Below are 26,028 nucleotides of genomic sequence, written 5' to 3'. Positions count from 1 at the left end.
ACGCCCAGGGGTCAGGAGTTCCGTCCCACGCAGCCGATCACCCGTGATGCGATGGCGGCGTTCCTGTACCGCTATGCGGGTGAGCCGGACTGGGATGCTCCTGAGGAGTCTCCGTTCGTGGACATCACGGACTCGAACACGGAGTTCTACACGGAGATCACGTGGCTGGCTCACACGGGCATCACGCAGGGCTACGACTCGCCTCGTGGTCTGGAGTTCCGTCCGTTCAACGAGACCACTCGCGATGCGATGGCCGCGTTCCTGTACCGCTACCACGACATGGTCGCCTAGGAACCTGGCAGCGAGGAGCCCCGGCGCCATGCGTGGTGCCGGGGCTCCTCCCCACGTGGGCACTGCTACTCGCAGGCCTGCAAGCGGCTCCCTTGGACGGGATAACCTTCCGTCTCAGGGGGGCCGTTCGGCTTCTTCGCCACGTGAGGAGTGACTCTGGTGCTTGACCGACTCGGTGCGTTCGTCGCCAAGGCGCCCCGTGCGGTCGTCTTCGTGTGGGCGGTCGTGGCCGTGCTCGGCGCAGTCTTCGGCGGCGCGGTGTTCGACCAGACCAGCGACGTCGATGGCGCTCCGCGTGGCACAGAGTCCATGGAGGTCGAGGCGCGCCTCGCCGAGCTCGACCCCGAGGGTGAGATCGTCACGGCGGTGCTGACCGGCCAGGACTTCTTCTCCCTCGAGCTGACGGAGGCGGCGCCAGCAGTCATGGAGCGTCTCCGCAAACTGCCGGGGGTCGTCGAGGTGACCGATGCCTACACCTCGGGCGGCCTCATCGGCGATGATGCGCGCAGCTCTCTGGTCTCCATCGAGCTCGACCCCTCCCTCTCCGAGGAGGAGGCGCTCGCCACCGCCGATGAGGTGGGCACGCTGCTGCGCGACCTCCCGGTGCCCGAGGTCCTCATCGGTGGCGAGCTGGTGAGCCAAGAGGCCTTCGTCCAGCGCGCGATCCAGGACACCGCGACGGGCGAGGCCGTCGCCGTCGTCATTCTCCTCATCCTCCTCGTGACGATCCTGGGCGGCTTCCGAGTCGGGGCGCTTCCGGTGCTGACCGCGCTGGTCGCTATCTGCGGCTCGCTGCTGGTCTTGCGGGGTGTGATGACCGCCGTCGCTGTCAACGAGTTCGCGGTGAACGTGGTGACGATCCTCGGCCTGGGACTCGCTGTCGACTACAGCCTCCTCGTGATCTGGCGCTTCCGCGAGGAGAGAGAGGCGACACCGGCATCGGCCCCTCGCGACCTCGTCGCACGGGCGGCAGCCCGAGCGGGCCGAGCGGTCCTCGTCTCTGGGCTCGCGGTCTGCATCGCCTTGGCCGGCATGCTCGTCCTCGGCGACCCGCTCCTGTCCGGCATGGCGGCGGGGGGCGCGGTGGCGGTGCTGGTCGCGACTGCCACCGGGCTGACGTTCGTGCCAGCCATGATCCTGCTCATGCACCGCCACGTCCCGCCCCGCGGGGTGCGGACGTGGTGTCGGCCATGGGTGCGGCCGACGTCCGCGCAGCGAGTCACGCTGCTCGCTCGGCTCACCCGAGCGAGCCAGGCTCGCCCCGGCTTGATCGCCAGCGCGACCACAGTCGTGCTCGTGCTGGTGGCCGCGCCCGTGGCCTCCTTGACGCTCGGCGGCTCCGACGTCCAGTCCCTGCCCAGTGGCTCTCCCGAGCGGCGTGCCTATGAGGCGATCACCACCGGCTTCCAGGACCTGGGCGTGGAGCCCATCGTGGTGGTGGTGGAGGCTCCGGTGAGCGAGCCCCAGACGACCGCGCTCCTGGACGGCATCTACGACCTCGAGGGGGTCGATGACGCGCGCGCCGTGCCGGACCTTCCCACTGGCGTCACGGTGGCCGAGTTCACGCCCGTCGGCACGTCCACAGGGGCCGCCGCCCAGGCGCTCGTGCGCGAGATCCGCGCCATGGAGACGCCGCTCGACATGACGGTGGGCGGCCCCGCAGCGGAGGTGGTCGACTCCCGGGACCACCTTGCCGAGCGCCTGCCATTCGCGCTCGCCCTCGTCGTGCTGTCGACGCTGGCGCTGCTCTTCGCGCTCACGAGGTCGGTCGTCGTGCCGGTCAAGGCGTTGCTGCTGAACGCGCTCACGATCGCGGCGACGCTGGGCGTGCTGGTCGCGATCTTCCAGTGGGGCTGGGCGGCGTCCGCGCTGGGCGTCGAGCCGTGGGGAGCGCTCGACGTGACCACCCCGCTGTTCATCGGCCTGCTCGCCTTCGGCCTGTCGATGGACTACGAGGTGTTCCTCCTGTCGCGCATCCACGAGGCATGGCGGCAACGGGATCGTGCGATGGACCCCCGCGAGGCCAACCGCGTGGCAGTCATGCGGGGCATCACCGCGACCGGGCCCGTCGTGACCACTGCCGCCATCGCGATCAGCCTGGTGTTCCTGGGCTTCGCGCTCAGCTCCCTGACGGCGATGAAGGAGGTTGGCATCGGCATGGTGGTCGCCATCGCCATCGATGTCACGCTCATTCGCGGCCTGCTGCTGCCCGCGACGATGACGTTGCTGGGACAGTGGAACTGGTGGCCCGGCCCACGGACCCGCGGCGTGCCTCAGAACGAGTCGCGCTCGCCGTCGATGTCGAACGTGTGACTCGGGATGAACTCCACCACGACCTTCTCGGCATCGATGCCAGCGTCCGCCATGCGCTCGTAGGCGACGTCCATGTCGGGGAGGGGCTCGGTGCCCTTGAGGAGCACGTGGATGGTGTCCTCCTCTCGAGGCGTGATGCTCACGATCGACCACCGCGTGTCTGCGGTCACCTGCTCGACATAGTCAGTGATGGTGGCCATCCGCGAGCGATCCTCGATCGCCTTCGCCGTGGAGTACGCGAGCGGCCCTGACACCAGCAGGACCAGCGCTGCCATGGTGACGTACGCCTTGACGCGCCGCCGACGCTCGGCCTCCTGGTCCTCCGACTCGAGGAGCCTGAGCTTGGAGTACCCGTAGACCGCCATGATGACCGCACCGGTCGCGAGGATCGCTGCGACGTTCGTGACGAACAGCAGCACCGCGCCGATTGCCTGCCCTGGCTCGCCGGACTCGAGCGCGAGACCCGCGGCGCAGAGCGGTGGAACCAGCGAGATCGCGATCGCCACTCCGGGAAGCGTGTCCGAGATGTCGGAGCGCACGAGCGCGATCGACCCCACCGCACCAGTCGCGAGGGCCGCGAAGAGATCGACCACGCCGGGGGAGACCCTGGCCGCGATCTGATCGTTGGTCTGTGCCGTGACCTCCTGCACCACGATGAGTCCGAGGAGGAAGCCCACTCCCATCGCTGCCGTGGCGCCGGCGATCATGAGACCGATCGATCGCGCGAGCTGGCGGCGGTCGCCGAGCACGGTCGCCAGCATGGTTCCCTGGATGGGACGCATGAGGGGCGCCACGATCATCGCGCCGATCACGGTAGCCGTCGAGTTCGCGACGATGCCCGCGGTCGCGATCGCTGAGGCGAGGATCAGGAGGAGCCAGAAGCGCGTGTACTGGGAGCGGACGGTCGCGCCCTCGAAGAGCGCGGCCGAGCGCATGTACTCGACCGTGTTGAGCTTGGCCCCCCACCGGGTATGACGCACGAGGGCGCCATACCCGGTCATGCTCCGAGAAGCTTTGCCTTGGCAGCGGCGAACTCGGAGTCGCTCAGGATGCCGGCGTTCTTCATCTCAGCGAGCTTGGTCAGCTGCGCCATCATGTCGTCGCCCGCGCTCGGGGTGATGGCCGGGGCCGCCTGCGCCGCCGCGAGCTGAGCCTGCATGGACGCGAGCTCGGCCTGGTTGGCCTGCACCTGGTAGGCCTGCTGCTGCTCGACGTACTGCTGCTCCTGCTTCGCCTGGAAGCGGGCGTTCTGTCGGCGTGCGACGCCGCCGGAGACGGCCGTGGCGGTGCCGGAGATGACCGCGGTGCGGGCCATGGTCCCGATGAGTCCCGGGCGACCGATTCTTCCTGGCATGACTACTTCTCCTCGTCCTCGGCCTGGATCGAGTCCAGGACCTCTTGCACCACCAGTCCGGGGACCCGGATGGAGTCGATCAGCTCGCCGCCCGCCGCTGCGATGGCGTCGCGCAGCGGCTTGACCCACGTGTGCTCGAACACCAGGATCGCGGCCGCTGCCCCGACGGGCAGCTGGTCGGTCAGCATCTCGACGTCCTCGTCGCTGATGAGCTCGAGCGCCTCGCCGATGAGGGCGCCCACCCGGGCCACGTCGGAGCTCTCGTCATCCTGGCCGAACTCGACGATGGCCGTCTCGTCCTCCGACACCCGCTGGACGAACACGCCGTCGGCGACGCTGATGACCCCCGCGTCGACGAGCCGCTCGAGCTCGGGAATGATCTCTCCTCGGAACCGACCGGACTCGAATCCGATCGTCACGACCTCGATGGGTCCCAGCGTCATCACGCCCTCCTCGCTCGTCGACGTGCGCCGCGCTCGCTGCGCCACTTCAGAATCTAGGGCCGCCACCGTCGCCCGGCAACCGCTCGCGCCCACGCGACGCTAGCCGTCGTCGTCGGACGAGCGGGACTCGCGAGCGCATCGGCCCCATGCAGGCACGTCATGCACGGCGGTTGGGCACGCGTCGCAGCAGTGGTAGCCTGGCAAGGCATCCCCCGGACGGCAACCAGCCGCGGCGGATCGCACTCCCCAGGCTTTCAGGCAACCGCGAACGACGGCGTACGCGCGTACCCGGACGTCGGGGATTGCTCGCACTGTCTTGAGCCAACCCGGCTCGTGCGAAGAAAAGGACTACTCAGTGACAGACACCACCGTGGCCGCGGCGGACAACAGCGCGGCCCTCAACGCCATGAAGCTTCCCCAGCTGCAGGCGCTCGCCTCCGAGCTCGGCGTCTCCGGCGTCAAGAAGATGCGCAAGGGCGACCTCGTGGAGGCCATCAAGAATGGCGGCGTCGTGCCGTCCAAGAAATCCCCTGCGGAGAGCAAGGCCGATGCGCCGGCGCCGTCGACGGACGCGCCGCAGCAGCGCGGCGGCTCGCGTCGCGCCAGCTCGGGACAGGGGGCTCCCGGCGAGTCTCGCCAGGACGCCTCCGAGGACGCCGCGCCCGACAAGGCCGACTCCGATGGCAAGCAGGGGGAGTCGCAGGACAACCGCCGGCAGGGTGGCCGCAACCCGCGCTCGGGCGGCCGCTCCGGTACCGACGACCGTGACGAGCGTGCGCGCCGCGCGGCGGAGGCCGTGCAGACCGCGGGCTCCGACAAGGGTGCCGACCAGTCGTCCGACAGGGCCGACGGTGCTCGCGACGGCGACTCCGCCAACCGCGATGACGACGACGAGCGCGGAGGCCGCCGCCGCCGCGGCCGGGGCCGCGGCCGAGGCCGTGGGCGCGACCGCGACGACAACCAGGGCGGGGGCACCACGCAGGTGCGTCAGGACGAGGACGAGGTTCGCGACGACGAGGAGCTCAGCCCGGTGGGCGGCATCGTCGACGTGCTCGACAACTACGCCTTCATCCGCACCACCGGCTACCTGTCCGGCAAGTCGGACGTCTATGTGTCGATGAATCAGGTCAAGAAGTACGGGCTGCGCAAGGGCGACGCGATCACGGGCGCCGTGCGTCCGCCCCGTCCGGGCGAGCGAGGCCAGCGCCAGAAGTTCAACGCGCTCGCAACCGTCGACACCGTGAATGGCGTGAGCCCGGAGGAGGCGAGGAGCCGCAAGGAGTTCGGCGACCTCACCCCGCTGTACCCCCAGGAGCGCCTGCACCTCGAGACCGAGCCGCGCAACCTCACCAACCGCGTGATCGACATCGTCGCGCCCATCGGCAAGGGCCAGCGCGGTCTCATCGTGTCGCCGCCCAAGGCCGGCAAGACGCTGGTGATGCAGTCGATCGCCAACGCGATCACGGCGAACAACCCCGAGGTGCACCTCATGGTGGTCCTCGTCGACGAGCGTCCCGAGGAGGTCACCGACTTCCAGCGCTCCGTCAAGGGCGAGGTCATCGCCTCGACGTTCGACCGGCCCGCCGTCGACCACACGCAGGTCGCGGAGCTCGCGATCGAGCGTGCCAAGCGCCTGGTCGAGCTGGGCCAGGACGTCGTGGTGCTGCTCGACGGCATCACCCGCCTGGGCCGGGCCTACAACCTGGCCGCACCCGCCTCCGGCCGCATCCTCTCCGGAGGCGTCGACTCGTCCGCGCTGTACCCGCCCAAGAAGTTCTTCGGCGCCGCGCGCAACATCGAGAACGGGGGCTCGCTGACCATCCTCGCGACGGCGCTCGTCGACACGGGATCGAAGATGGACGAGGTCATCTTCGAGGAGTTCAAGGGCACCGGCAACATGGAGCTGCGGCTGTCGCGCCAGCTCGCCGACCGCCGCATCTTCCCGGCCGTCGACGTCAACTCCTCCGGCACGCGCCGCGAGGAGATCCTGGTCTCCACCGAGGAGCTCAAGGTCATGTGGAAGCTCCGCCGAGTGCTCACCGCGCTCGAGCCGCAGGCCGCGACCGAGCTGCTGCTGGGCAAGCTGCGCGAGAACAAGTCGAACGCGGAGTTCCTCATGCAGGTCGCCAAGACCACGCCGGGCAAGGACGACGACGAGGACGGCTTCGCCAAGTAACTCTGCTCCTCAGCACGAAGGCCCCGCGCCGCCGCCAGGTGGTGCGGGGCCCTGCTGCGTGTCCGGCTGGTACGCCGCCCGCGCATCGGCCGCTGCGCGCCGTCTCCGTGCACTCGGCGCGTGCGTGCTGGCAGGTCCTCAGTGCCTGAATCGGCCCAGAAGGGGCACTCAGGACCTGCTGGCGCGCAGCCTTACCGGGGCGCGCCACCGCACAGGGCCGATGCGAGGGTCGCCTCGAGCGCCTTTCTCGCCTTGGCGTAGCGCGAACGGGCGGTCGATGGGTTGGTGCCTACGATGGTCGCGGCGTCCGTGATCGAGAGGCCCTCCCAGTGCACGAGCTCGACGAGCTCGCGCTGAGCCTCCGGCAGTGCCGCGATGGCGGCCCGGACGTCCAGCGCGAGCGCGTCGTCCGGCTCGGAGGGGATCGGCGCGAGCGCCGCCACGCGCTCGGTGAGCCTCAGTCGGCGCGACTCGTCGCGACCGTGACCCCGGAGGCACATGCGCGCGATGCCGAACAGCCACGGCCGCAGCTGGTCCGGTTTGCTTGGGGCGTCCGTCTTGCGTCGCCACGCCACCAGCATGGTGTCGCCCAGCAGATCGGCGGCGGCCTCGGGGGAGCGGCGCTGCAGGTAGCGCAGGATGTCCGCGCCATGCTCGCGCATCGCTTGCTCGAGGCCGCGGTCCGCGGCGCTCACTCGCCCGCCTCGCACGCCGTCTCGGGGGTCAGGTGCGCCATCGCATCGACGCCCTGCGCGGTGATGCCGTCGAGCACCACCCTCATCGACGACTGGAGGAACACCTCGTTCTGGGCACTGCCAGGGATGACGTCGAGCATGTCCTCCGTCAGGTCGCCTCGGCCCGCCTTCACGTCGATCGCGGCGACCGCCCCGTAGCCGGCATCGATCCACGACTCCCAGGTCTCCCGGTCGGCGATCTCCTGCTGTGCCTCCGATGCGTCGTAGTGGGAGAGGAAGTCGTCGCGGACGGCGCCGGCGTCGAGGTCGAGCAGCTGCTGGGGATCGGCCAGCGCTGCCTCGACGATCGCCGTCTGCTCTGCGGTGAGCTCGAGACCGGTGAGGCGCTCGACGCATCTGGTGCCGTCAGGGAGGGTGGTCTGCCACTCGAAGCGCGTCGCCGTGGTCTCGGCCTGCGCCGTGAGGTCCATCCACGCGTCGCTCGCGTCGGTCAAGGTCACAGCGCCGTAGGCGGCGCCGCCGACCAGCGCAGTGGCTCCAACCACCAGCCCGGCGACCGCCCACGGACTCCTGAGGCGCCGTCGCCGAGGGCTCGCGGCGGCGCGAGTCTCATCGACGAGAGCACCGAGCGCGGCGACGAGCGCCCGCCCCTCGGGTGCGGACGGGGGAGCGGAGCGGGCGAGCAGGCGGTCGAGGTCACTCATGTGTGGTGCATTCATACCCCCTCATGCCAGAACCATCGCCCAGCGTCCACGGCGATGCACAACCGGGCCCGCGCATCGGCCCTGTGAAGCCTCCATGCGCTCCCTCCCCGCGGCTCCCTCCCCGGGCGCGCTGGCAGGTCGTCAGTGCCCAGGATCGGCGTAGGTGAGCACTCACCACCTGCCAGGCGACGCGAGCCGCCCAGCGACCGTGGTCAGGAGCCGCTCACGGCACCACTCCGGTCGCTGCGTGATGTCAGCCCACCCGAAGCGCAGCACGACGAGGCCGGCCGCCACGAGGTCCGTCTGGCGCTCGCGATCGTCATCGCGGGCGTGGCGCGTGGAGTGATACCGGTCGCCGTCGAGCTCGACCGCGACCATCGCGCACCGATGCAGCATGTCGACCGTGGCTCGGCGGTGCGGGAGCGCGACCGGGACCTGCCACTCGAACTCGCGGAAGCGTGCATCGGCGAACACCTCATGCCTGGCCCGCACCTCGAGTGGCGTGGTCGCCCCCTCCGCGAACCATCCGAGCACCCGCTCCAGGTCGCGCCGGCCAGCCACCTGGGGCGTTCGCTCGAGCTCACGCCACAATTGGCGCCACGTGCACACTCGCGCCCAGAGCGCCTCCCACAGCACGTTGCGGCGCTCGGCCGCTGGCGCGTATCTCCATGCATCGAGCAGTGCGCGAGGCATCTCGACGCTCGGGACGCCGCCGGCGAGGATCGTCGCGCGCACGGGACCGGTCTGCCGCAACCTCACCCACGGGCGGGGCCGCAGGCGATGCCCGAGCGGCACGACGAAGTCCATCCGCTGGGGAGCAGGTAGCCGCGGAGCGTAGAGGTGCAGCGCGCCCGAGCCCGTCAGCGCCCCGCGTGGCTGCCAGAGCGTGAGCGCCTCACCCCGGACTCTCGGGTCACTCCCGTGAGAGGTGCCGCAGTACACCCCCGTGAGCAGTCGCGTCGCGAGGCCGTTCGCAAGGGCGGCGTCAAGCTGACGGCGGGACCAGGCAGCGACGAGCTCGGCCCGTGTGAATGCGTGCGAGTGCGAGGCGAGGAACGGTGCCAGCTGCCCTTGTCCGAGTGACGGTCGCATAGGTGGCATCCGACCATTGCGCCGCCTGTCGCGGGCACGGGAACTCGGATCTGTGGAGAACCACTGCGCGCCAGCAGGTCGTGAGTGCTCAGATTCGCCCCGGATGAGCACTGAGGACCTGCCAGCGCGTCGGGCGACGGCGCCGGGGGACGGCGCCGGAGAAAGAGAGCAGCGCCGATGCGCGTGCTGGGTGAGCGATTGGGCGACGGCTTGACAGGCATGGCAGAATAGATCGCTGGCCATCCGGTTCACCGCTCGCAAGATCTGCCCGTCGGACCCGGAGGCACCTCAAAGGGAGATCATGAAGAAGGACATCCACCCCGAGTACGTGACTACCACGGTCACGTGCACCTGCGGCAACACGTTCGAGACCAAGTCCACCGTGACCGAGGGCGTCATGCACGCCGAGGTCTGCTCCGCCTGCCACCCGTTCTACACCGGCAAGCAGAAGATCATGGACACCGGCGGCCGCGTCGCGCGCTTCCAGAAGCGCTACGGCAACCAGAAGTAACGCCGGACACCACACACTTCACGCGACGACGACGTGGCCGAAGCCTTCGCCGCCGTCCAGCCGCTGCTGGACGAGTACGCCGACATCGAGCGCCAGCTCGCCGACCCCGACGTCCACTCGGACGCCGGTCGGTCGCGCCAGCTGGGCCGTCGGTTCGCGGAGCTCGGCCGCGTCGTCGCCGCGCATCGCGCCTGGGAGGCCGCGCAGGACGACCTCGCCGCCGCCAAGGAGATGGCCGAGGCCGACCCCGACTTCGCTGAAGAGGTGCCCGCGCTCGAGCAGGCGGCCGCCGATGCGACCGAGGCGCTGCGCCGCATCCTCATCCCGCGCGACCCCGACGACGCCAGGGACGTGATCCTCGAGATCAAGTCCGGCGAGGGCGGGGAGGAGTCGGCGCTGTTCGCGGGCGACCTGCTGAAGATGTACCTCAAGTACGCCGAGTCCCGCGGCTGGAAGGCCGAGGTGCTCGAGGCGACCCCGACCGACATGGGCGGCTACAAGGACATCTCGGTCGCTGTGAAGTCCAAGGGCGCCGTCGAGCCAGAGGACGGGGTGTGGGCCCACCTGAAGTACGAGGGCGGCGTGCACCGCGTCCAGCGCGTGCCCGCCACCGAGTCCCAGGGCCGCATCCACACCTCCGCCGCTGGCGTGCTCGTCTACCCCGAGGTCGAGGAGGTCGAGGAGGTCGAGCTCGACATGAACGACGTGCGCGTGGACGTCTACCGCTCCTCCGGCCCTGGCGGCCAGTCGGTCAACACCACCGACTCCGCCGTGCGCCTCACGCACGAACCCACGGGCATCGTCGTGAGCTGTCAGAACGAGAAGAGCCAGCTCCAGAACAAGGAGTCGGCCATGCGCATCCTCCGTGCACGCCTGCTCGCGGCTCAGCGCGAGGCCGCCGCCGCCGAGGCGCAGGACCTGCGCAAGTCGCAGGTGCGCACCGTGGACCGCTCCGAGCGGATCCGCACCTACAACTTCCCGGAGAATCGCATCGCCGACCACCGCACCGGGTACAAGGCCTATAACCTTGACCACGTGCTTGCAGGAGACCTGGGACCCGTCGTGCAGTCGGCGATCGATGCGGATGAGGCCGCCCGACTCGAAGCCTCCGACGCCTAGTGCCATCCGTCGGCGCTCGACTCAAGGACATCACTCGCAGGCTCTCCGAGGCAGGGGTCCCCTCTCCTGAGGCCGATGCGGTGGCCCTCATGGCTCACACGTTCGGCTGGGAGCCGGGCCGCGTGCGCACCGCCGCGGCGAGGGACGATCACTGGCCGGAGAACCCGCTGGACCTGGACCTCCTCGAGGCACGGGTCGAGCGGCGCATGAGCCGCGAGCCGCTCCAGCACATCACTGGCAAGGCGCACTTCAGGGATCTCACCCTGCAGGTGGGCGACGGCGTGTTCATTCCCAGGCCCGAGACGGAGGTCGTGGCGCAGGCCGCGATCGACGCGGCGCGGGCGTCGTCCCCGAATCGCGACGGCAAGGTGCGGGTCACCGACCTGTGCGCCGGCTCCGGCGCCATCGGGCTGGCGGTGGCGAGCGAGGTCGACAACGCGGAGGTCACGCTGGTCGAGATGAGCGAGGGCGCGCAGGTCTACCTGCGCCTCAACGCACGCTCCCTGCCGGCCGATGTCCGGCCCCGCGTGCGCACCGTGCTGGGCGATGCGCGCCGCTGCCTGCACCTGTTCGACGGCTGTGCCGACGTGGTCGTGACCAACCCCCCGTACATCCCGCCGGACGGCGTGCCGCGCGACCCGGAGGTGCGTGACTTCGACCCGCCGGAGGCGCTCTACGGGATGGGCGCGGACGGCCTCCAGATCCCGCGCGCCATCATCGATGAGGCCGCGCGCCTGCTGCGCATCGGCGGCAGGCTCATCATGGAGCACGCCGACGACCAGGGCCCGGCCCTGCGCGCCTTCGTGGAGCGCTCGGAGTTCTGGGCGGACGCGCGCACGGAGCAGGACCTGACCGGACGTGACCGCATGCTGATCGCGACTCGTGTGGGCGTCTGACACACTTGTCCCTGTGATCTACCCGTGCTTCGACCCCGCGACGTGGGGCCCGAGCCTCGACGCCGCCGTCGACGCGGTGCAGCGCGGTGCAGTGGTGGTGCTCCCGACCGACACCGTGTACGGAGTGGGCGCTGACGCGTTCAATGCGACCGCCGTGGCCGCCGTGCTCGCCGCCAAGGGCAGGGGTCGGCAGATGCCGCCGCCGGTGCTGATCCCGGACGTCCGCACGGTCGACGGCCTCGCGCGCGACGTGCCCGGCGCCGCGCGCGCGCTCATGGAGCAGCTGTGGCCGGGCGCGCTCACGGTGATCGTCCATGCCCAGCCGTCCCTCGCGTGGGATCTGGGCGACACCCACGGCACCGTCGCGTTGCGGATGCCTGATCACGAGGCGGCCCTCGCGCTGCTGCGCCGCACGGGCCCGCTCGCGGTGACCAGCGCGAACAGGACGGGCGAGCCGGCCGCCATCAGCGCGGACGATGCGCGTGCGCAGCTGGGCGATGCGGTCGCCGTCTATCTGGACGGCGGCGACAGTCCCCTCGGGACGGCGTCGACGATCGTCGACGCGACCGACGCCGCCGGTCTTCGCGTGGTGCGCGACGGGGGAGTGAGCCGCGAGCGGCTGGTCGAGATCGTGGGCGCCGCGGCCTTCGCGCCGGAGCCCGGCGTTGCCCCGGGAACCAGCGGGTGAAGGTCTATCTGACCCTGCTCGCGGTCGCCGCCCTCATGGCGTACGCCGCGACCCCGGCCATGCGCCACCTCGCTTTCAGGGCAGGAGCGGTGACCGCGGTCAGAGACCGGGACGTCCACAAGCTGCCCACCGCGCGGCTGGGCGGCATCGCGATGTTCCTGGGGCTCGCCGCGGGCATCGTGATCGCTCCCAATGTGCCCTTCCTCGCGCCCGTGTTCGAGAACTCGGGGGCAGTGTGGGGCGTGCTCGCGGGAGCCGCGATCGTGTGCGCCCTGGGCATGGCCGATGACATCTGGGACCTCGACTGGATGGCGAAGCTGGCCGGCCAGGTGCTCGCCGCTCTCGTCATGGCGTGGGGCGGCGTGCAGCTCGTGACGGTGCCGATCGCGGGCCTCACCATCGGCAGCTCGTACCTGTCCCTCGCCGCGACCGTCATCGTCGTGGTGGTCGCGATGAATGCGGTCAACTTCGTCGACGGACTCGACGGGCTGGCTGCCGGCATGGTGGCGATCGGCGGAGCTGCCTTCCTGACGTACACGTACGTGCTCGCACGATCCGCATCGCCGGGGGACTACTCGTCGCTCGCGTCGCTCATCCTGGCGGTGCTGGTCGGGGCGTGCATCGGATTCCTGCCGCACAACCTCCACCCCGCGCGCATCTTCATGGGAGACTCCGGATCGATGGTGCTCGGGCTCACCATCGCGGGCGCGGCGATCGTCGTGACCGGCCAGATCGACCCGACCGTGGTCTCCGAACGCGAGCGCATCCCCGCCTTCATCCCCATCGTGCTGCCGCTCATGGTGGTCGCCGTGCCGCTGATCGACATGACGCTCGCGGTGGTGCGGCGCCTCCTCAAGGGCCAGTCGCCCTTCATGCCCGATGCGCACCATCTGCACCACGTGCTGCTGCGCGCCGGTCACTCCCACCGCTGGGCCGTTGGCGTGCTCTACGTCTGGACGGCGGTGCTGTCATTCGGCACGGTGTCGCTGGTGTTCCTGCCGTGGGAGCAGTCCCTGGTGCTGGTCGGCACCGGCGTGATCGCAGCCTGCCTCGTGACCTTCTCCCCGGCGCTGAGGCGACGCCTGTCGCGCGGCTGGCGCTCGGCGGGTGACCACGCGAGGCCCCTGCAGCGGATCACCCCGGAAGGCCACCACCGGAACGACGACAGCGCCGACCATCGTGACGACCACCACCCGACCGACACGGCCGATGCCAGCCCAGCGCGCGCATCGGCCGGCACCAAGGAGCGACCATGACCGCCGAGTCCACCACCTACCGCAAGGCGCTGCGCTTCACCGCGATCCTCGTGGTCGCCCTCGCGATCATCGCCGTGCCCGTCGGGCTCGTGGTGGGCGGCACCGCAGGGCTCGTGGCCGCGGAGATCGGGGTGCTCGTCGCGGCGCTCGCCGGCATCACGACGCAGGTAGCGATGGTGATCGGCCATGACCGCGAGCCGCACATCATGGCGGCGATCCTGGGGGGCTCGTGGCTGGTCAAGATGCTCATCATCATCGTCGCCCTGCTGGTGCTCCAGGACGTCGAGGGGTTCCATCGTGAGCTGTTCGCGGGATTCGCCGTCGCGGGGGTGCTGGGCACGCTCGTCGTGGACTTCTGGGTGATCAGGAGCGCGCGCATTCCCTACGTGGATACGAGCGCGCGCGAGAACGACGAATAAATCGTCGCTCGCGTTCGTCAGACCCCCCTGACTACGTTAGGATTCTGGGGCATCAAGGTAACGGCGCGCCGGGCCCTTCGCCCCGCGCCAGCTCTAACCCCTGGAGAGACTTCTGTGGCGAATCTAGCCCTGGGTGCGGCCACGACGGCCGCAGCCGAGCTCGCGGCCGACGACGGCGACACCACCGGCCTCTTCGGATGGCTGTTCTACTCCGACGGCTTCCACGCCCCGACGGTCGAGGAGTTCTTCCCGCCGGCCATCTTTGGCGAGGGCACCATCTTCGAGTTCAACCGCATCATGCTGGCGCGCGTCATCGCCGCCGCGGTGCTGATCCTGATCTTCTGGCTCGTCGCCCGCAAGGCCAAGGTCGTCCCGGGCCGCGGCCAGTCCGTGGTGGAGCTGATGCTCGACTTCGTGCGGGTGCAGATCGTCGAGCAGGTGATGAGCAAGGAGAACGCCAAGCGCTTCCTGCCGTTCCTCACCACGCTGTTCCTCGCGATCCTGGCGTTCAACATCACGGGCGTGATCCCGTTCATCAACATCGCGGGCACATCGCTGATCGGCCTGCCGATCATCATGGCGATCTGGGTCTACGTGCTCTACCTCGCGGTCGGCGTCAAGCAGCACGGACTGGGCGGCTACCTGAAGCTGTCGCTGTTCCCGCCGGGCGTGCCCAAGGGCATCTACGTCCTGCTGACGCCCATCGAGTTCCTGCAGGTGTTCATCCTGCGCCCCGCCACTCTCGCGCTGCGACTCGCCGCGAACATGATGGCAGGGCACCTGCTGCTGGTGCTGTGCTTCGCCGCCACCCAGTACTTCTTCTTCGAGGCCGCCGGAGCCATGAAGGCGATGGGCACCGTCACCTTCGCTGCTGGCTTCGCCTTCACGCTGTTCGAGATCTTCGTCGCGGCGCTGCAGGCCTACGTGTTCGTCATGCTGTCGTCGGTGTACATCAACATGGCCATCGAGGAAGAGCACTAAACCCCATACAGATGTGCGGCGTCGAGCGACGTCGCTCCAACGGAAGGAAAACACAGTGGACGTCACCACTCTCGCGGAGCTGAACGGCAACATCGCGACCGTCGGCTACGGCCTCGCGGCCACCGGCCCCGGCATCGGCCTGGGCATCCTCATCGGCAAGACCATCGAGGGCATGTCCCGTCAGCCCGAGGTCGCCGGCCAGCTGCGCGCGACCATGTTCATCGGTGTCGCGTTCGTCGAGGTGCTCGCGCTGCTCGGTCTGGTCACCGGCTTCCTCTTCACCTAAGCCATGACTGCACTCAGCCAGATCGTCGTGCTGGCGGCGGACGAGCACGGGGAGACTGCCCAGAACCCGCTCATCCCCGCCAATTACGACATCCTGTGGTCGACGGTCATCTTCCTGATCATCGTCGTGGTCTTCATGAGGGTGATCCTCCCGAAGCTCCAGAAGGTGCTCGACGAGCGCGCGGAGCTCATCGAGGGCGGCATCAAGAAGGCGGAGGAGGCGCAGTCCGAGGCCGCCGCAGCGCTCGAGGAGTACACGGCACAGCTCACCGAGGCTCGCGCCGAGGCAGCCCGCATTCGTGAGGACGCTCGCTCCGAGGCCGGACAGATCGTCTCGGAGACCCGCGAGTCCGCGGCGAGCGACGCTCAGCGCCTGGTCGAGACCGCTCAGAAGCAGATCGACGCCGAGCGCCAGCAGGCGATCGTGTCCCTGCGCACCGAGGTGGGCGCGCTCGCGTCCGAGCTCGCGTCCCGCATCGTGGGCGAGTCCCTCAAGGACGACGCTCGCCAGCAGCGGATCATCGACTCCTTCCTCGATGACCTCGAGGCCCAGGTGTCGTCAGAGAAGGCGAAGGGATAGAGCCGATGCGCGGAACCAGCCAGGCATCGCGCGACGATGCGATGCGCCAGTTCGACCCCGTGGCCACGGCGGCGGGCAAGGACGGCATCGTGCTCGCCGAGCAGCTGTTCGCCGTGGTCGACGCCCTGGACTCGTCGGGATCGCTGCGGCGCGCCCTGACGGACCCGGCGCGGCCAGGGACGGACAAGGCCTCGCTGGTGAAGCAGCTGTTCGGCTCTCTCGACCCGCGCACGGTGGACGCGGTGACCGCGTTCGCCTCCGGCCGATGGTCGGAGGAGGCTGACCTCGCGGAGTCGATCGACGACGCGGGCGAGCTCGCACTCTTCGCCCACGCGGAGAACGCCGGCACGCTCGAGGCGGTCGAGGAGGAGCTGTTCCGCGTGGAGCGGATCCTCACCGCCGAGCGGGACCTGCTGGTGGCGATGAGCAACCGCTCCGCGTCCAAGGAGCAGCGGCTCGCCCTGCTCGAGGCGACGCTCGGCGGCAAGCTGCACCCGACCACCCACGCGCTGCTCACGCGCGTGGTCGGCGTGCCGCGCGGTCGCCGGCTCATCCCCGCGATCAACGCCCTGCTCGAGCTGGCGGCCGACCGCCGGGGTCGTTCCGTCGCGAACGTGACGGCCGCCGTGGAGCTGAGCGCAGCACAGCGACAGCGGCTCGCCGGCATCCTCGAGGATGCGTACGGCCGTGAGATGCAGATCAACGTCGCCGTGGACCCCGAGGTCCTGGGCGGCATCCGAGTTCAGGTCGGGTCAGAGGTGGTGGACGGCACTGTCCTCGGCCGGCTCGACGAGGCACGACGACGACTCGTCGGCTAGCGAAGACCAACACCCGCGTCCGACGCGGAAGTGACAGGAGAGAAGAGACATGGCTGACCTGACGATCAGTCCCGAGGCAATCCGGGACGCGCTCGACAGCTACGTGAAGTCGTACGAGCCCTCGGGCGTCGTGCGCGAGGAGACGGGCCGCGTGGTCCTCGCTGCCGACGGCATCGCGCAGGTCGAGGGCCTGCCGGGCTGCATGGCCAACGAGCTGCTGCGCTTCGAGGACGGCACGCTGGGCCTCGCGCTCAACCTCGACGTCCGCGAGATCGGCGTCGTGGTCCTCGGCGAGTTCACCGGCATCGAGGAGGGCCAGGAGGTCCACCGCACGGGTGAGGTCCTCTCCGTCGCCGTGGGCGACGGATACCTCGGCCGCGTCGTCGACCCGCTGGGCAATCCCGTGGACGGCCTGGGAGACATCGAGACGGACTCGCGCCGCGCGCTCGAGCTCCAGGCTCCTGGCGTCATGCAGCGCAAGTCGGTGCACGAGCCCCTCCAGACCGGCCTCAAGTCGATCGACGCGATGATCCCGATCGGCCGCGGCCAGCGCCAGCTGATCATCGGCGACCGCCAGACCGGCAAGACCGCGATCGCGATCGACACGATCATCAATCAGAAGGCGAACTGGGAGACCGGCGACCCCGAGAAGCAGGTGCGCTGCATCTACGTGGCGATCGGCCAGAAGGGCTCGACCATCGCGTCCGTGCGTGGCGCCTTGGAGGAGGCCGGAGCGCTCGAGTACACGACGATCGTCGCTGCCCCCGCCTCGGACCCTGCGGGCTTCAAGTACCTCGCGCCGTACACCGGATCGGCCATCGGCCAGCACTGGATGTACGACAGCAAGCACGTCCTGATCATCTTCGACGACCTGTCGAAGCAGGCCGAGGCCTACCGCGCCGTGTCGCTGCTGCTGCGCCGCCCGCCGGGCCGCGAGGCGTACCCCGGCGACGTCTTCTACCTGCACTCCCGCCTGCTCGAGCGCTGCGCGAAGCTCTCGGACGACATGGGCGCCGGATCGATGACCGGCCTGCCCGTCATCGAGACCAAGGCGAACGACGTGTCGGCGTACATTCCGACCAACGTCATCTCGATCACTGACGGCCAGATCTTCCTGCAGTCCGACCTGTTCAACGCCAACCAGCGTCCCGCGATCGACGTCGGCATCTCGGTGTCGCGCGTCGGTGGCTCTGCCCAGGTCAAGGCGATGAAGTCGGTCTCCGGAACGCTCAAGATCGACCTCGCGCAGTACCGCTCTCTCGAGGCATTCGCGATGTTCGCGTCCGACCTCGATGCGGCCTCGCGCCAGCAGCTGACGCGAGGCGCGCGCCTCATGGAGCTGCTCAAGCAGCCCCAGTACTCGCCCTACCCGGTCGAGGAGCAGGTCGTCTCGATCTGGGCGGGCACCAAGGGCAAGCTGGACAAGGTCGCGGTGGCGGACGTGCTGCGCTTCGAGCGCGAGCTCCTCGACCACCTGCGCCGCTCGACGTCGGTGCTCACCGACATCGCCGAGTCCGGCAAGCTCACGGACGAGACCGAGGCGGCACTCGAGAGCGCCGTCGACGACTACCTGTCGACGTTCCTCGCCTCGGAGGGCGCCGAGCTGACGACGGATGCGGCGATCGAGGGCGGCGGCGACGCCGAGTCCGAGCAGGAGCAGATCGTCGCGAAGAAGAAGAAGTAGGGACCGATGGGCGGACAGCAGCGCGTCTACCGGCAGCGGATCCGGTCGACACAGTCGCTCAAGAAGATCTTCCGTGCGATGGAGCTCATTGCGGCCTCTCGCATCGGCAAGGCTCGCGACCGTGTCACCGCCGCGGCCCCGTACGCGAAGGCACTGACGCGCGCGATCAGCGCGGTGGCGACGCACTCGAGCGTCGACCACCCGCTGACCACCGAGCGCACCGACACCAACCGTGTCGCGGTGCTCGTGGTGAGCGCTGACCGCGGCATGGCGGGCGCCTACTCGGCCAACGCCATCCGCGAGGCCGAGCGGCTGCGGGAGCGTCTGATCGAGCAGGGCAAGGAGGTCGTCCACTACGCCGTCGGTCGCCGCGCCGTGTCGTACTTCAACTTCCGGCATCGCGAGATGGCGGGGCAGTGGACGGGCGGCTCGGACGCGCCGACCCTCGAGACGGCCCGCGAGATCGGCAACACGCTCTACGAGGCGTTCGTCGCGCCGGCCGAGGAGGGCGGCGTCTCCGAGCTCCACATCGTCTACACGCACTTCTCCTCCATGGTGTCGCAGGAGCCGCGGGTCATCCGCATGCTGCCGCTCGAGATCGTCGAGGGCGTGGCGGAGCCGGGGGAGGACGTCGAGCCCCTGTACGACTTCGAGCCCTCTCCCGAGGCGGTGCTCGATGCCGCGCTGCCGCGCTACATCGAGATCCGTGTCTACAACTGCCTGCTGCAGTCCGCGGCGTCCGAGCTGGCCAACCGCCAGCGCGCGATGAACACCGCGGTCTCGAACGCCGAGGACATCATTCGTCAGTACACCCGGCTCGCCAACTCGGCGCGCCAGGCCGAGATCACCCAGGAAATCAGCGAGATCGTCTCGGGCGCGGATGCGCTCGCGGCCTCGTGATCGGAAGCGAGACACCCATGACCCCCACCGCGAAGACCGCGAAGAAGCCCGCGGACGCGACCCCGGCCGAGGCCAAGGACGCTCCCGCGACCCCCGTGACCGGCCGCGTCGCTCGAGTGATCGGCCCCGTCGTCGACATCGAGTTCCCCGCGGACGCGATCCCCGACATCTACCACGCGCTCACGGTCGACATCGACCTGTCCGCGCAGGGCGAGGACGAGGGCATCCTGCACATGACGCTCGAGGTCGCGCAGCACCTCGGCGACAACATGGTGCGCGCCATCGCCCTGAAGCCCACCGACGGCCTGGTGCGCGGCGCGATCGTCGAGGACACCGGCGCTCCCATCTCGGTTCCCGTCGGCGACGTCACCACGGGCCACGTGTTCAACGTGACCGGCGAGGTGCTCAACGCCGAGGATGGCGAGACCATCGAGATCACCGAGCGCTGGCCCATCCACCGCAAGCCCCCGGCCTTCGACCAGCTCGAGTCCAAGACTCAGATGTTCGAGACCGGCATCAAGTCGATCGACCTCCTCACGCCGTACGTGCAGGGCGGAAAGATCGGCCTCTTCGGTGGTGCGGGCGTCGGCAAGACGGTCCTCATCCAGGAGATGATCTACCGCGTCGCGAACAACCACAATGGCGTCTCCGTGTTCGCCGGCGTGGGCGAGCGCACCCGTGAGGGCAACGACCTCATCGAGGAGATGACCGAGTCGGGGGTCATCAAGCAGACCGCGCTCGTGTTCGGCCAGATGGACGAGCCGCCGGGCACGCGTCTGCGCGTGGCACTGTCGGCGCTGACGATGGCGGAGTACTTCCGCGACGTGCAGAAGCAGGACGTGCTGCTGTTCATCGACAACATCTTCCGCTTCACGCAGGCGGGCTCCGAGGTGTCGACCCTGCTGGGCCGCATGCCCTCGGCGGTGGGCTACCAGCCCAACCTCGCGGACGAGATGGGTCAGCTCCAGGAGCGCATCACCTCGACGCGTGGTCACTCGATCACCTCGCTGCAGGCGATCTACGTCCCCGCTGACGACTACACCGACCCGGCCCCGGCCACGACGTTCGCGCACCTCGACGCGACCACGGAGCTGTCGCGTGAGATCGCCTCGCGCGGTCTCTACCCCGCGATCGACCCGCTCGCCTCGACCTCGCGCATCCTCGACCCGCGCTACGTGGGCCAGAAGCACTACGAGACCGCGAACGACGTGAAGTCGATCCTGCAGCGCAACAAGGAGCTGCAGGACATCATCGCGATCCTCGGCGTGGACGAGCTGTCCGAGGAGGACAAGATCATCGTCGCCCGTGCGCGCAAGATCCAGCAGTTCCTCTCGCAGAACACCTACATGGCCACCCAGTTCACCAGCGTGCCCGGCTCGACGGTCCCGCTCGACGAGACCATCGAGGCGTTCTCGGGTCTGGTCAACGGCGCCTACGACCACATCTCGGAGCAGGCGTTCTTCAACATCGGTGGTCTCGAGGACCTCGAGAAGAACTGGAACCGCATCCAGAAGGAGATCGGCTGATCATGGCCGGAGCCCTCACCGTCGACGTCGTCGCCCAGGACCGCACCCTGTGGTCAGGGACCGCCGACCGCGTGATCGCGCCCTCCGTCGAGGGTGAGATCGGGCTGCTCGCGAACCACGAGCCCGTGCTCGCGCTGCTCAGGGCGGGCACCGTGCGTGTCCGCGAGGGCAGTCAGACGCACGAGTTCGCGATCGAGCAGGGCTTCGTGTCCTTCGACCACAACGTGATCACCATCGGCTGCACGCCGGCGGAGTCCGACGAGGGCTGACCGCTCGTGCGCGTCGTCATCGCGCGCTGCGCCGCCCGGTACTCCGGGCGGCTCAGCGCGCATCTTCCTCTCGCGATCAGGGCCATCATGGTCAAGGCCGACGGATCCGTGCTGCTGCACTCTGACGGCGGCTCGTACAAGCCGCTCAACTGGATGAGCCCGCCGTGCACGACGCGCGAGGTCGCGCCGACCACAGAGCAGGCCGAGGCGGGAGTCACCCAGGTGTGGACCGTCCAGCATGACAAGACTGACGATCGCCTCGAGATCGAGCTGCATGAGGTGCTCGCTGACACCGAGCATGAGCTCGGCGTCGATCCCGGCCTCGTCAAGGACGGCGTCGAGGCGCACCTGCAGGAGCTGCTCGCGAGCCAGATCGCGCTGCTCGGGGACGGCCACACGCTCGTGCGCAGGGAGTTCATGACGGCCATCGGCCCCGTGGACATCCTCGCGAAGTCGCCCACTGGCGCATCGGTGGCGGTCGAGATCAAGCGTCGCGGCGAGATCGACGGCGTCGAGCAGCTCACCCGCTACCTCGAGCTCATGAACCGCGACCCGCTGCTCAGTCCCGTCGAGGGGGTGTTCGCCGCGCAGGAGATCAAGCCGCAGGCGCGCGTGCTCGCCCAGGACCGTGGCATTCGGTGCGTCATCCTCGACTACGACGCGATGCGCGGAGCGGATGACCCCACGACGCGGCTGTTCTGAGCGGAGCCCAGCTGCCGCATCGGCGCCGCAGTTCTGCGGGTACGGTGGCGTGACACGCCTGAAGCCGGCGCCTGCCGGGCCGTGGTGCTGGCGCCCTTGCGAGAACCGTCCGCAGTCATGCGCCGATGGGCGGGTGACGGGGACGCAGCGCCGATGCGCTCTCGCTGCGGCACCGCCGAGACGGTACTGACCGGCTGGTAGAAAATGTCGAATCGTTCCATTACCCTGGACCGCATGACGACGACGCCCTCACGCTTCCCCGACGGCTTCCTGCTGGGAGCCGCGACCGCCTCGTACCAGATCGAGGGAGGCGCCCGCGAGGGCGGGCGTGGCCCCTCGATCTGGGACACGTTCAGCGCCACGCCGGGAAAGGTGGTGGGCGGGGACAACGGCGATGTCGCGTGCGACCACTTCCACCGGTGGGCCGAGGACATCGACATGATGGTCGAGCTCGGCCTCGAGGCGTATCGCTTCTCGATCGCGTGGCCGCGCGTGCAGCCGGGCGGCACTGGCGAGTTCAATCCTGAGGGCATCGCGTTCTACCGCGGGATCGTGGACCGCCTGGTCGAGAAGGGCATCAAGCCGCTCATCACGCTGTACCACTGGGACCTGCCGCAGGAGCTCGAGGACCGCGGCGGCTGGCTGAGCCGTGAGACCGTCGACGCGTTCGTGCCTTATGCGGTGCGCATGGTCGAGGAGTTCGGCGTCGACGTCGAGATGTGGACCACCTTCAACGAGCCATGGGTCAGCTCGTTCGTCGGCTACGGCGCCGGCGCGCACGCGCCCGGCCACGCGGACGATGTCGAGGCCCTGACGGCCGCGCATCACCTCAACCTCGCCCACGCCCGCGCCTACCGCGCCATGAAGGCCGTGAACGCCGACATCCAGGTGGGGCTGGTCAACAACTGCCACACGCCGCGCCCGTGGGACCCGTCCAACCCGAAGGACATCGCCGCCGCCGCGCACATCGACGCTCTGGCCAACACCATGTGGCACCAGCCGTTCATCGAGGGCAGCTACCCCGAGGTGCTGGCGCCCAACACCGCGCACCTGACGGACTGGTCGTTCGTGCACGACGGCGACCTCGCCGAGATGAAGGGCGCCGTCGACTGGTTCGGCATTAACTACTACGCCTCGCACGTGGTGCGCCACAACCCGAACAAGGCCGCGGCGCAGTCCGAGCTCGCCACGCTCGCCGACGGCCACAAGGCCGGCGCGAACTCACCGTGGGCCGGCGACGAGGAGATCGAGTTCATGCCCCCCACCGGCAAGAGGACGGCGATGGGCTGGAACGTGGACCCGTCCGCCTTCCACGCGCACCTCCTCAAGACTCATCGCGAGACCGGCAAGCCGCTGTACGTCACGGAGAACGGCTCGGCGTGGGATGACGTGGTCGACGAGGACGGGCGCGTCCGCGATGCCGATCGCGTGGACTACCTGCACGGTCACCTCGACGCGGTCCTCAAGGCGATCGCCGAGGGCGCGGACGTGCGCGGCTACATGGCGTGGTCCCTCATGGACAACTTCGAATGGGCCCAGGGCTACGCCAAGAGGTTCGGGATCGTGCGGGTCGACTACGACACCCTCGAGCGCCGCTGGAAGGACTCGGCGTACTACTACCGTGAGGTGCTCCGCCGCCGCGAGCTGGTCCCCGCAGAGGAGGCCGAGCGGCTGGCCGACACGCCGCCACGCACCTTCTGAAGGTCGAGCCGGCACGCCAGCGAGCGCATCGGCCGACCGTAGACTGGTGCCATGCCGTCCAAGCGCCGTTCCTCCAAGCGGCCCTACCGGCAGCCGCACGAGGAGCTCGACGTCGACCGTCTCGCGAACGCGACCGGCAGCAGGCGTGAGATCGGTCCGCGCGGCGAGGAGTACGTCGTGGTCACGCCACGGCCGTCGGACAAGACCTACACCTGTCCTGGTTGCCGCCAGGAGATTCCAGGCGACGTCCAGCATCTGGTCGCGTGGCCGACGGACGGGCTGTTCGGCGCCGACGCCGCCGCGGCGCAGCGGCGCCACTGGCACACGCACTGCTGGAACACCTTCGGGAGGACACGTGGCTGAGACGACCGAGATCCGCTCGATGACGGTGCTGCCCGCCATCCGCGAGGACATCGTGCTGACCACCGAGGACGGACTGGAGCTCGTGGGCGAGCTCGCGCTGCCCGCCGCGGGAGAGGTGACCGCGACGCTCATCACCCTGCACCCGCTGCCCACGCACGGCGGCTTCATGGACTCGCACGTGCTGCGCAAGGCTGCATGGCGCCTGCCGCACCTGGCGAACGTCGCCGTGATCCGGTTCAACACGCGCGGCACCTCGTCGCCGCGAGGGACATCGGACGGCGCATTCGAGGAGGGCGTGGGGGAGCGAGCCGATGTGCGGGCCGCCGTGGACTTCGCCGTCGCCCGTGGGCTGCCGCACCGGTGGCTCGTGGGCTGGAGCTTCGGCACCGAGCTCGCTCTCATGCACGGTGCGGAGCTCGACGTCGAGGGCGCGATCCTGCTGTCTCCTCCGCTGCACCGCGCGAGGCCAGAGGACCTCGAGGAGTGGGCCCGATCGGGCAGGCCCGTGACCGCGCTGGTGCCCGAGCACGACGACTTCCTGAAGCCGGACGAGGCACGCGAGCGCTTCGCTCCCCTCGCGCAGCTCGACCTGGTGCCCGTCGAGGGAGCCAAGCACCTGTGGGTGGGGGAGCAGTACGTGCGGATCGTGCTTGACGCCATCGTCGAGCGCGTCGCCCCTGATCGCGCGCCCCTGCCCACCGAGGTGCCTGCTGACGCCGTCGACGAGGACGTGGTGCAATAGGAGTGACCGGCAGCCCCGACTCACCCCTCGAGGGAGAAACCGTGAGCCAGACCGACGAGTCACCAGACCTCTCCACCGGCGAGACCACAGAGGAGACCACAGAGGAGACCGCTGACGGGGCCGTCCCGGCGGTGCCGGAGCCCGTTGCCGCTCCGGTGGTGCTGCTGAACGCGTTCCCCGTCGACCGGGCACAGTGGGAGCCCCTGATCGCCGCCTGGGGCGACCAGGTCGAGGGCGATGTCATCACCTTTGACATGCCCGGCATCGGCGAGATGCCGCTCACGGACGAGGAGCCTGGGCTCGAGCTCGTCGCGGACGCTGCCGTGCTGGCGATGCGCGAGGCGACCGGAGCTCACGCGGCGGTGTGGATCGGCTGCTCCATGGGCGGCTACGTCGCGCTCGCAGTCGCCGAGCGCTGGCCCGATGCCGTGGCAGGCTTGGGGCTCGTCTGCACGAAGGCGACGGCCGACGACGACGGGGCGCGGGACAAGCGGCTGTCGCTCGCCACCAGCGTCGAGCACGAGGACGGCATGCCCGACCCTCGCGCATCCGCTGAAGGGCTCATCGGCACGCAGCGGGCGGCGCGCGAGGAGCTCGTCGAGTGGGCCGCAGCGAACGTCGCGCGTCAGGGCGGCGACGGCATCGCCTGGGGTCAGCGGGCGATGGCAGCGCGGCCCGATCGCACCGAGGTTCTGCGCGGCGTCGACGCTCCCGTCGTTGTGGTTCTCGGCGAGCTGGACTCCGTGGTGCGTCGCGAGGACGGCGCCGCGATGGCCGCGGCCGCCGGCGTCGAGCCGGTGGTGGTTCCAGGCGTCGGACATCTGGCTGCGGTCGAGGCGCCCGTCGAGGTCGCGCGCGCGTTGCTGCCCCTGCTCTCCTGACGGAACGCCCCCACGCTCACCTGTGGGTTGGTCACCTCTTCGGCCGTACGCGCCCGATCCGGCCGAACGTACTCACTTCGTGCACGGCGCCCCGCCGCGCCGCGTGTGCATCCCGTGACCGGCCTTGGGCGCTGAGCGGCCGCAGGGCCGCAGAGGTGACCGAGCGTGGAGAAGGGGTCAGGTGGCCCAGGCGTTGCCGCCCTCGAGCCGCTTGCGGAGCGCCTCCTCCATCGGCATCGACTCGCCGTCGCGGCCGCCCTTGCCCAGCTCGAGCGGCGGGTCCGCCGGGTCGAGCTGCGCGCCGGTGAAGCGCGCCATGAGGCTCGGCGCGACGGACAGCACATAGAACTGGCCGTCCGTGCCCACGCCCACGGTGCGGTCACGCTTGAGGTACCAGCCCTCGACGTTCGTGCGCAGCCGGGAGCCGCCGCCGTAGGGCTGCGCAGTGAACCGGACGGGCGTGATCCCCGCGGCAGAGGCAGCGTCCGCGAACTGACGCACCATCTGGGCGGCCTGCCTGCTCTCCGCCCGCCGCTTGCGCTCGAGCGCCTCAGCGCGCCGCACGTGGGGGGAAGGCTCGAGCATCCCGCCGCCCGCGTCCTCGGTGGTCATGGCGTTCTCGTCCGTGTCAGCAGGTGG

The 26,028-nt window shown here is 69.7% G+C and carries 29 protein-coding genes; 22 read left to right on the top strand and 7 right to left on the bottom strand.

Features of this window, described 5'->3' with window-relative positions:
* Both B7K22_RS02625 and B7K22_RS02620 read left to right on the top strand, forming a co-directional pair.
* Nucleotides 1-291: S-layer homology domain-containing protein (locus B7K22_RS02625; protein ID WP_200807354.1), on the top strand; the 291-nt coding region annotated here is incomplete at its 5' end.
* Nucleotides 292-450: 159 nt separating this feature from the next.
* The gene (locus B7K22_RS02620; protein ID WP_084038218.1) at nucleotides 451-2,604 is read left to right on the top strand and encodes an MMPL family transporter; all 2,154 of its coding nucleotides are present in this window, start codon (nucleotides 451-453) and stop codon (nucleotides 2,602-2,604) included.
* Here the strand turns inward: B7K22_RS02620 and B7K22_RS02615 are convergent.
* The 3 genes from B7K22_RS02615 to B7K22_RS02605 are packed head-to-tail and all read right to left on the bottom strand — an operon-like array spanning nucleotide 2,565 to nucleotide 4,401.
* Entirely contained in the window at nucleotides 2,565-3,605 is a 1,041-nt protein-coding gene (locus B7K22_RS02615) for a TIGR00341 family protein (RefSeq protein WP_084038217.1), read from the bottom strand. The two genes, B7K22_RS02620 and B7K22_RS02615, sit on opposite strands and share 40 nt — an antisense overlap.
* A complete protein-coding gene (locus tag B7K22_RS02610; RefSeq protein WP_084038216.1) occupies nucleotides 3,602-3,958 on the bottom strand; it encodes an SHOCT domain-containing protein in 357 nt (118 codons plus the stop codon). Before B7K22_RS02610 ends, B7K22_RS02615 begins: the two co-directional genes overlap by 4 nt.
* Before the next feature lie 2 nt (nucleotides 3,959-3,960).
* Nucleotides 3,961-4,401: a DUF6325 family protein gene (locus B7K22_RS02605; protein WP_144276202.1), complete on the bottom strand. Its 441-nt coding sequence runs from the start codon at nucleotides 4,399-4,401 to the stop codon at nucleotides 3,961-3,963.
* Nucleotides 4,402-4,807: 406 nt separating this feature from the next.
* Between B7K22_RS02605 and rho the strand changes: the two genes are divergently transcribed.
* The gene (gene rho, locus B7K22_RS02600) at nucleotides 4,808-6,577 is read left to right on the top strand and encodes a transcription termination factor Rho (protein ID WP_084039684.1); all 1,770 of its coding nucleotides are present in this window, start codon (nucleotides 4,808-4,810) and stop codon (nucleotides 6,575-6,577) included.
* 191 nt (nucleotides 6,578-6,768) lie between these two features.
* On the opposite strand, the gene B7K22_RS02595 is transcribed toward rho, so the two are convergent.
* The 3 genes from B7K22_RS02595 to B7K22_RS12000 form a co-directional block, all read right to left on the bottom strand.
* Nucleotides 6,769-7,272 (bottom strand): RNA polymerase sigma factor, encoded by a 504-nt coding sequence (locus B7K22_RS02595; RefSeq protein WP_200807353.1) that lies wholly within the window; start codon nucleotides 7,270-7,272, stop codon nucleotides 6,769-6,771.
* Complete coding sequence (locus B7K22_RS02590; RefSeq protein WP_084038214.1) at nucleotides 7,269-7,976, bottom strand: hypothetical protein; 708 nt, start codon at nucleotides 7,974-7,976, stop codon at nucleotides 7,269-7,271. The genes B7K22_RS02595 and B7K22_RS02590 overlap by 4 nt, the downstream gene beginning before the upstream one ends.
* 171 nt (nucleotides 7,977-8,147) lie before the next feature.
* Nucleotides 8,148-8,711: an endonuclease domain-containing protein gene (locus tag B7K22_RS12000; protein ID WP_159448725.1), complete on the bottom strand. Its 564-nt coding sequence runs from the start codon at nucleotides 8,709-8,711 to the stop codon at nucleotides 8,148-8,150.
* A 658-nt stretch (nucleotides 8,712-9,369) separates the two neighbouring features.
* On the opposite strand from B7K22_RS12000, the gene rpmE reads away from it, so the two are divergent.
* The 19 genes from rpmE to B7K22_RS02490 all read left to right on the top strand — a co-directional run bounded on the left by rpmE (nucleotide 9,370) and on the right by B7K22_RS02490 (nucleotide 25,389).
* Nucleotides 9,370-9,579, top strand: a complete 210-nt coding sequence (rpmE, locus tag B7K22_RS02580) for a 50S ribosomal protein L31 (RefSeq protein WP_084038212.1) — start codon at nucleotides 9,370-9,372, stop codon at nucleotides 9,577-9,579.
* A 33-nt stretch (nucleotides 9,580-9,612) separates the two neighbouring features.
* Nucleotides 9,613-10,698 carry a peptide chain release factor 1 gene (prfA, locus tag B7K22_RS02575; RefSeq protein WP_084038211.1) on the top strand — a complete coding sequence of 362 codons (1,086 nt, stop codon included), beginning with the start codon at nucleotides 9,613-9,615 and terminating at the stop codon, nucleotides 10,696-10,698.
* A complete protein-coding gene (prmC, locus tag B7K22_RS02570) occupies nucleotides 10,698-11,594 on the top strand; it encodes a peptide chain release factor N(5)-glutamine methyltransferase (protein ID WP_159448724.1) in 897 nt (298 codons plus the stop codon). Before prfA ends, prmC begins: the two co-directional genes overlap by 1 nt.
* Before the next feature lie 13 nt (nucleotides 11,595-11,607).
* Nucleotides 11,608-12,282, top strand: coding sequence for an L-threonylcarbamoyladenylate synthase (locus tag B7K22_RS02565; RefSeq protein ID WP_371327642.1), 675 nt, complete (start codon nucleotides 11,608-11,610; stop codon nucleotides 12,280-12,282).
* Entirely contained in the window at nucleotides 12,279-13,538 is a 1,260-nt protein-coding gene (locus B7K22_RS02560) for an MraY family glycosyltransferase (protein WP_084038210.1), read from the top strand. The genes B7K22_RS02565 and B7K22_RS02560 overlap by 4 nt, the downstream gene beginning before the upstream one ends.
* The gene (locus B7K22_RS02555) at nucleotides 13,535-13,957 is read left to right on the top strand and encodes a hypothetical protein (RefSeq protein ID WP_084038209.1); all 423 of its coding nucleotides are present in this window, start codon (nucleotides 13,535-13,537) and stop codon (nucleotides 13,955-13,957) included. The genes B7K22_RS02560 and B7K22_RS02555 overlap by 4 nt, the downstream gene beginning before the upstream one ends.
* Nucleotides 13,958-14,158: 201 nt before the next feature.
* Entirely contained in the window at nucleotides 14,159-14,938 is a 780-nt protein-coding gene (atpB, locus tag B7K22_RS02550) for a F0F1 ATP synthase subunit A (protein ID WP_371327664.1), read from the top strand.
* Between the two features lie 55 nt (nucleotides 14,939-14,993).
* Nucleotides 14,994-15,224 carry an ATP synthase F0 subunit C gene (gene atpE, locus B7K22_RS02545; protein ID WP_084038207.1) on the top strand — a complete coding sequence of 77 codons (231 nt, stop codon included), beginning with the start codon at nucleotides 14,994-14,996 and terminating at the stop codon, nucleotides 15,222-15,224.
* A 3-nt stretch (nucleotides 15,225-15,227) separates the two neighbouring features.
* Nucleotides 15,228-15,803, top strand: coding sequence for a F0F1 ATP synthase subunit B (locus tag B7K22_RS02540; protein WP_084038206.1), 576 nt, complete (start codon nucleotides 15,228-15,230; stop codon nucleotides 15,801-15,803).
* Between the two features lie 5 nt (nucleotides 15,804-15,808).
* Entirely contained in the window at nucleotides 15,809-16,621 is an 813-nt protein-coding gene (locus B7K22_RS02535) for a F0F1 ATP synthase subunit delta (protein ID WP_084038205.1), read from the top strand.
* A 49-nt stretch (nucleotides 16,622-16,670) separates the two neighbouring features.
* A complete protein-coding gene (gene atpA / locus B7K22_RS02530) occupies nucleotides 16,671-18,305 on the top strand; it encodes a F0F1 ATP synthase subunit alpha (RefSeq protein WP_084038204.1) in 1,635 nt (544 codons plus the stop codon).
* A gap of 6 nt (nucleotides 18,306-18,311) precedes the next feature.
* Nucleotides 18,312-19,205 (top strand): F0F1 ATP synthase subunit gamma, encoded by an 894-nt coding sequence (locus B7K22_RS02525; RefSeq protein WP_084038203.1) that lies wholly within the window; start codon nucleotides 18,312-18,314, stop codon nucleotides 19,203-19,205.
* A gap of 17 nt (nucleotides 19,206-19,222) precedes the next feature.
* Nucleotides 19,223-20,731 (top strand): F0F1 ATP synthase subunit beta, encoded by a 1,509-nt coding sequence (gene atpD, locus B7K22_RS02520; protein WP_084038202.1) that lies wholly within the window; start codon nucleotides 19,223-19,225, stop codon nucleotides 20,729-20,731.
* 2 nt (nucleotides 20,732-20,733) lie between these two features.
* Nucleotides 20,734-21,000: a F0F1 ATP synthase subunit epsilon gene (locus tag B7K22_RS02515; RefSeq protein ID WP_084038201.1), complete on the top strand. Its 267-nt coding sequence runs from the start codon at nucleotides 20,734-20,736 to the stop codon at nucleotides 20,998-21,000.
* Nucleotides 21,001-21,006: 6 nt separating this feature from the next.
* The gene (gene nucS, locus B7K22_RS02510) at nucleotides 21,007-21,702 is read left to right on the top strand and encodes an endonuclease NucS (RefSeq protein ID WP_084038200.1); all 696 of its coding nucleotides are present in this window, start codon (nucleotides 21,007-21,009) and stop codon (nucleotides 21,700-21,702) included.
* A gap of 234 nt (nucleotides 21,703-21,936) precedes the next feature.
* Nucleotides 21,937-23,403, top strand: coding sequence for a glycoside hydrolase family 1 protein (locus B7K22_RS02505; RefSeq protein ID WP_084038199.1), 1,467 nt, complete (start codon nucleotides 21,937-21,939; stop codon nucleotides 23,401-23,403).
* Between the two features lie 51 nt (nucleotides 23,404-23,454).
* Complete coding sequence (locus tag B7K22_RS02500) at nucleotides 23,455-23,766, top strand: hypothetical protein (protein ID WP_084038198.1); 312 nt, start codon at nucleotides 23,455-23,457, stop codon at nucleotides 23,764-23,766.
* Between the two features lie 19 nt (nucleotides 23,767-23,785).
* Complete coding sequence (locus B7K22_RS02495) at nucleotides 23,786-24,508, top strand: alpha/beta hydrolase (protein WP_234983383.1); 723 nt, start codon at nucleotides 23,786-23,788, stop codon at nucleotides 24,506-24,508.
* A 41-nt stretch (nucleotides 24,509-24,549) separates the two neighbouring features.
* Nucleotides 24,550-25,389, top strand: a complete 840-nt coding sequence (locus B7K22_RS02490; protein WP_234983277.1) for an alpha/beta fold hydrolase — start codon at nucleotides 24,550-24,552, stop codon at nucleotides 25,387-25,389.
* A gap of 177 nt (nucleotides 25,390-25,566) precedes the next feature.
* Here the strand turns inward: B7K22_RS02490 and B7K22_RS02485 are convergent, their stop codons facing one another.
* On the bottom strand, nucleotides 25,567-26,001 hold the full coding sequence (locus B7K22_RS02485) for a hypothetical protein (protein WP_144276200.1): 435 nt from the start codon (nucleotides 25,999-26,001) through the stop codon (nucleotides 25,567-25,569).
* Nucleotides 26,002-26,028: the final 27 nt, after the last annotated feature.

It is taken from the genome of Demequina sp. NBRC 110053, assembly GCF_002090095.1.
Lineage (GTDB): Bacteria > Actinomycetota > Actinomycetes > Actinomycetales > Demequinaceae > Demequina.
The sequence above is the reverse complement of the archived record's forward strand: the minus strand, read 5'-3'. Positions and strand labels throughout refer to the sequence as shown.

Excerpts from the sequence above, each read along its gene's own strand:
- B7K22_RS02615 (WP_084038217.1), bottom strand. The coding sequence starts at position 3,605 with ATGACCGGGTATGGCGCCCTCGTGCGTCATACCCGGTGGGGGGCCAAG.
- B7K22_RS02610 (WP_084038216.1), bottom strand. The coding sequence starts at position 3,958 with ATGCCAGGAAGAATCGGTCGCCCGGGACTCATCGGGACCATGGCCCGC.
- B7K22_RS02605 (WP_144276202.1), bottom strand. The coding sequence starts at position 4,401 with ATGACGCTGGGACCCATCGAGGTCGTGACGATCGGATTCGAGTCCGGT.
- rho (WP_084039684.1), top strand. The coding sequence starts at position 4,808 with ATGAAGCTTCCCCAGCTGCAGGCGCTCGCCTCCGAGCTCGGCGTCTCC.
- B7K22_RS02590 (WP_084038214.1), bottom strand. The coding sequence starts at position 7,976 with ATGAGTGACCTCGACCGCCTGCTCGCCCGCTCCGCTCCCCCGTCCGCA.
- rpmE (WP_084038212.1), top strand. The coding sequence starts at position 9,370 with ATGAAGAAGGACATCCACCCCGAGTACGTGACTACCACGGTCACGTGC.
- B7K22_RS02555 (WP_084038209.1), top strand. The coding sequence starts at position 13,535 with ATGACCGCCGAGTCCACCACCTACCGCAAGGCGCTGCGCTTCACCGCG.
- B7K22_RS02540 (WP_084038206.1), top strand. The coding sequence starts at position 15,228 with ATGACTGCACTCAGCCAGATCGTCGTGCTGGCGGCGGACGAGCACGGG.
- B7K22_RS02535 (WP_084038205.1), top strand. The coding sequence starts at position 15,809 with ATGCGCGGAACCAGCCAGGCATCGCGCGACGATGCGATGCGCCAGTTC.
- atpA (WP_084038204.1), top strand. The coding sequence starts at position 16,671 with ATGGCTGACCTGACGATCAGTCCCGAGGCAATCCGGGACGCGCTCGAC.
- B7K22_RS02525 (WP_084038203.1), top strand. The coding sequence starts at position 18,312 with ATGGGCGGACAGCAGCGCGTCTACCGGCAGCGGATCCGGTCGACACAG.
- atpD (WP_084038202.1), top strand. The coding sequence starts at position 19,223 with ATGACCCCCACCGCGAAGACCGCGAAGAAGCCCGCGGACGCGACCCCG.
- B7K22_RS02515 (WP_084038201.1), top strand. The coding sequence starts at position 20,734 with ATGGCCGGAGCCCTCACCGTCGACGTCGTCGCCCAGGACCGCACCCTG.
- B7K22_RS02505 (WP_084038199.1), top strand. The coding sequence starts at position 21,937 with ATGACGACGACGCCCTCACGCTTCCCCGACGGCTTCCTGCTGGGAGCC.
- B7K22_RS02500 (WP_084038198.1), top strand. The coding sequence starts at position 23,455 with ATGCCGTCCAAGCGCCGTTCCTCCAAGCGGCCCTACCGGCAGCCGCAC.
- B7K22_RS02495 (WP_234983383.1), top strand. The coding sequence starts at position 23,786 with ATGACGGTGCTGCCCGCCATCCGCGAGGACATCGTGCTGACCACCGAG.
- B7K22_RS02485 (WP_144276200.1), bottom strand. The coding sequence starts at position 26,001 with ATGACCACCGAGGACGCGGGCGGCGGGATGCTCGAGCCTTCCCCCCAC.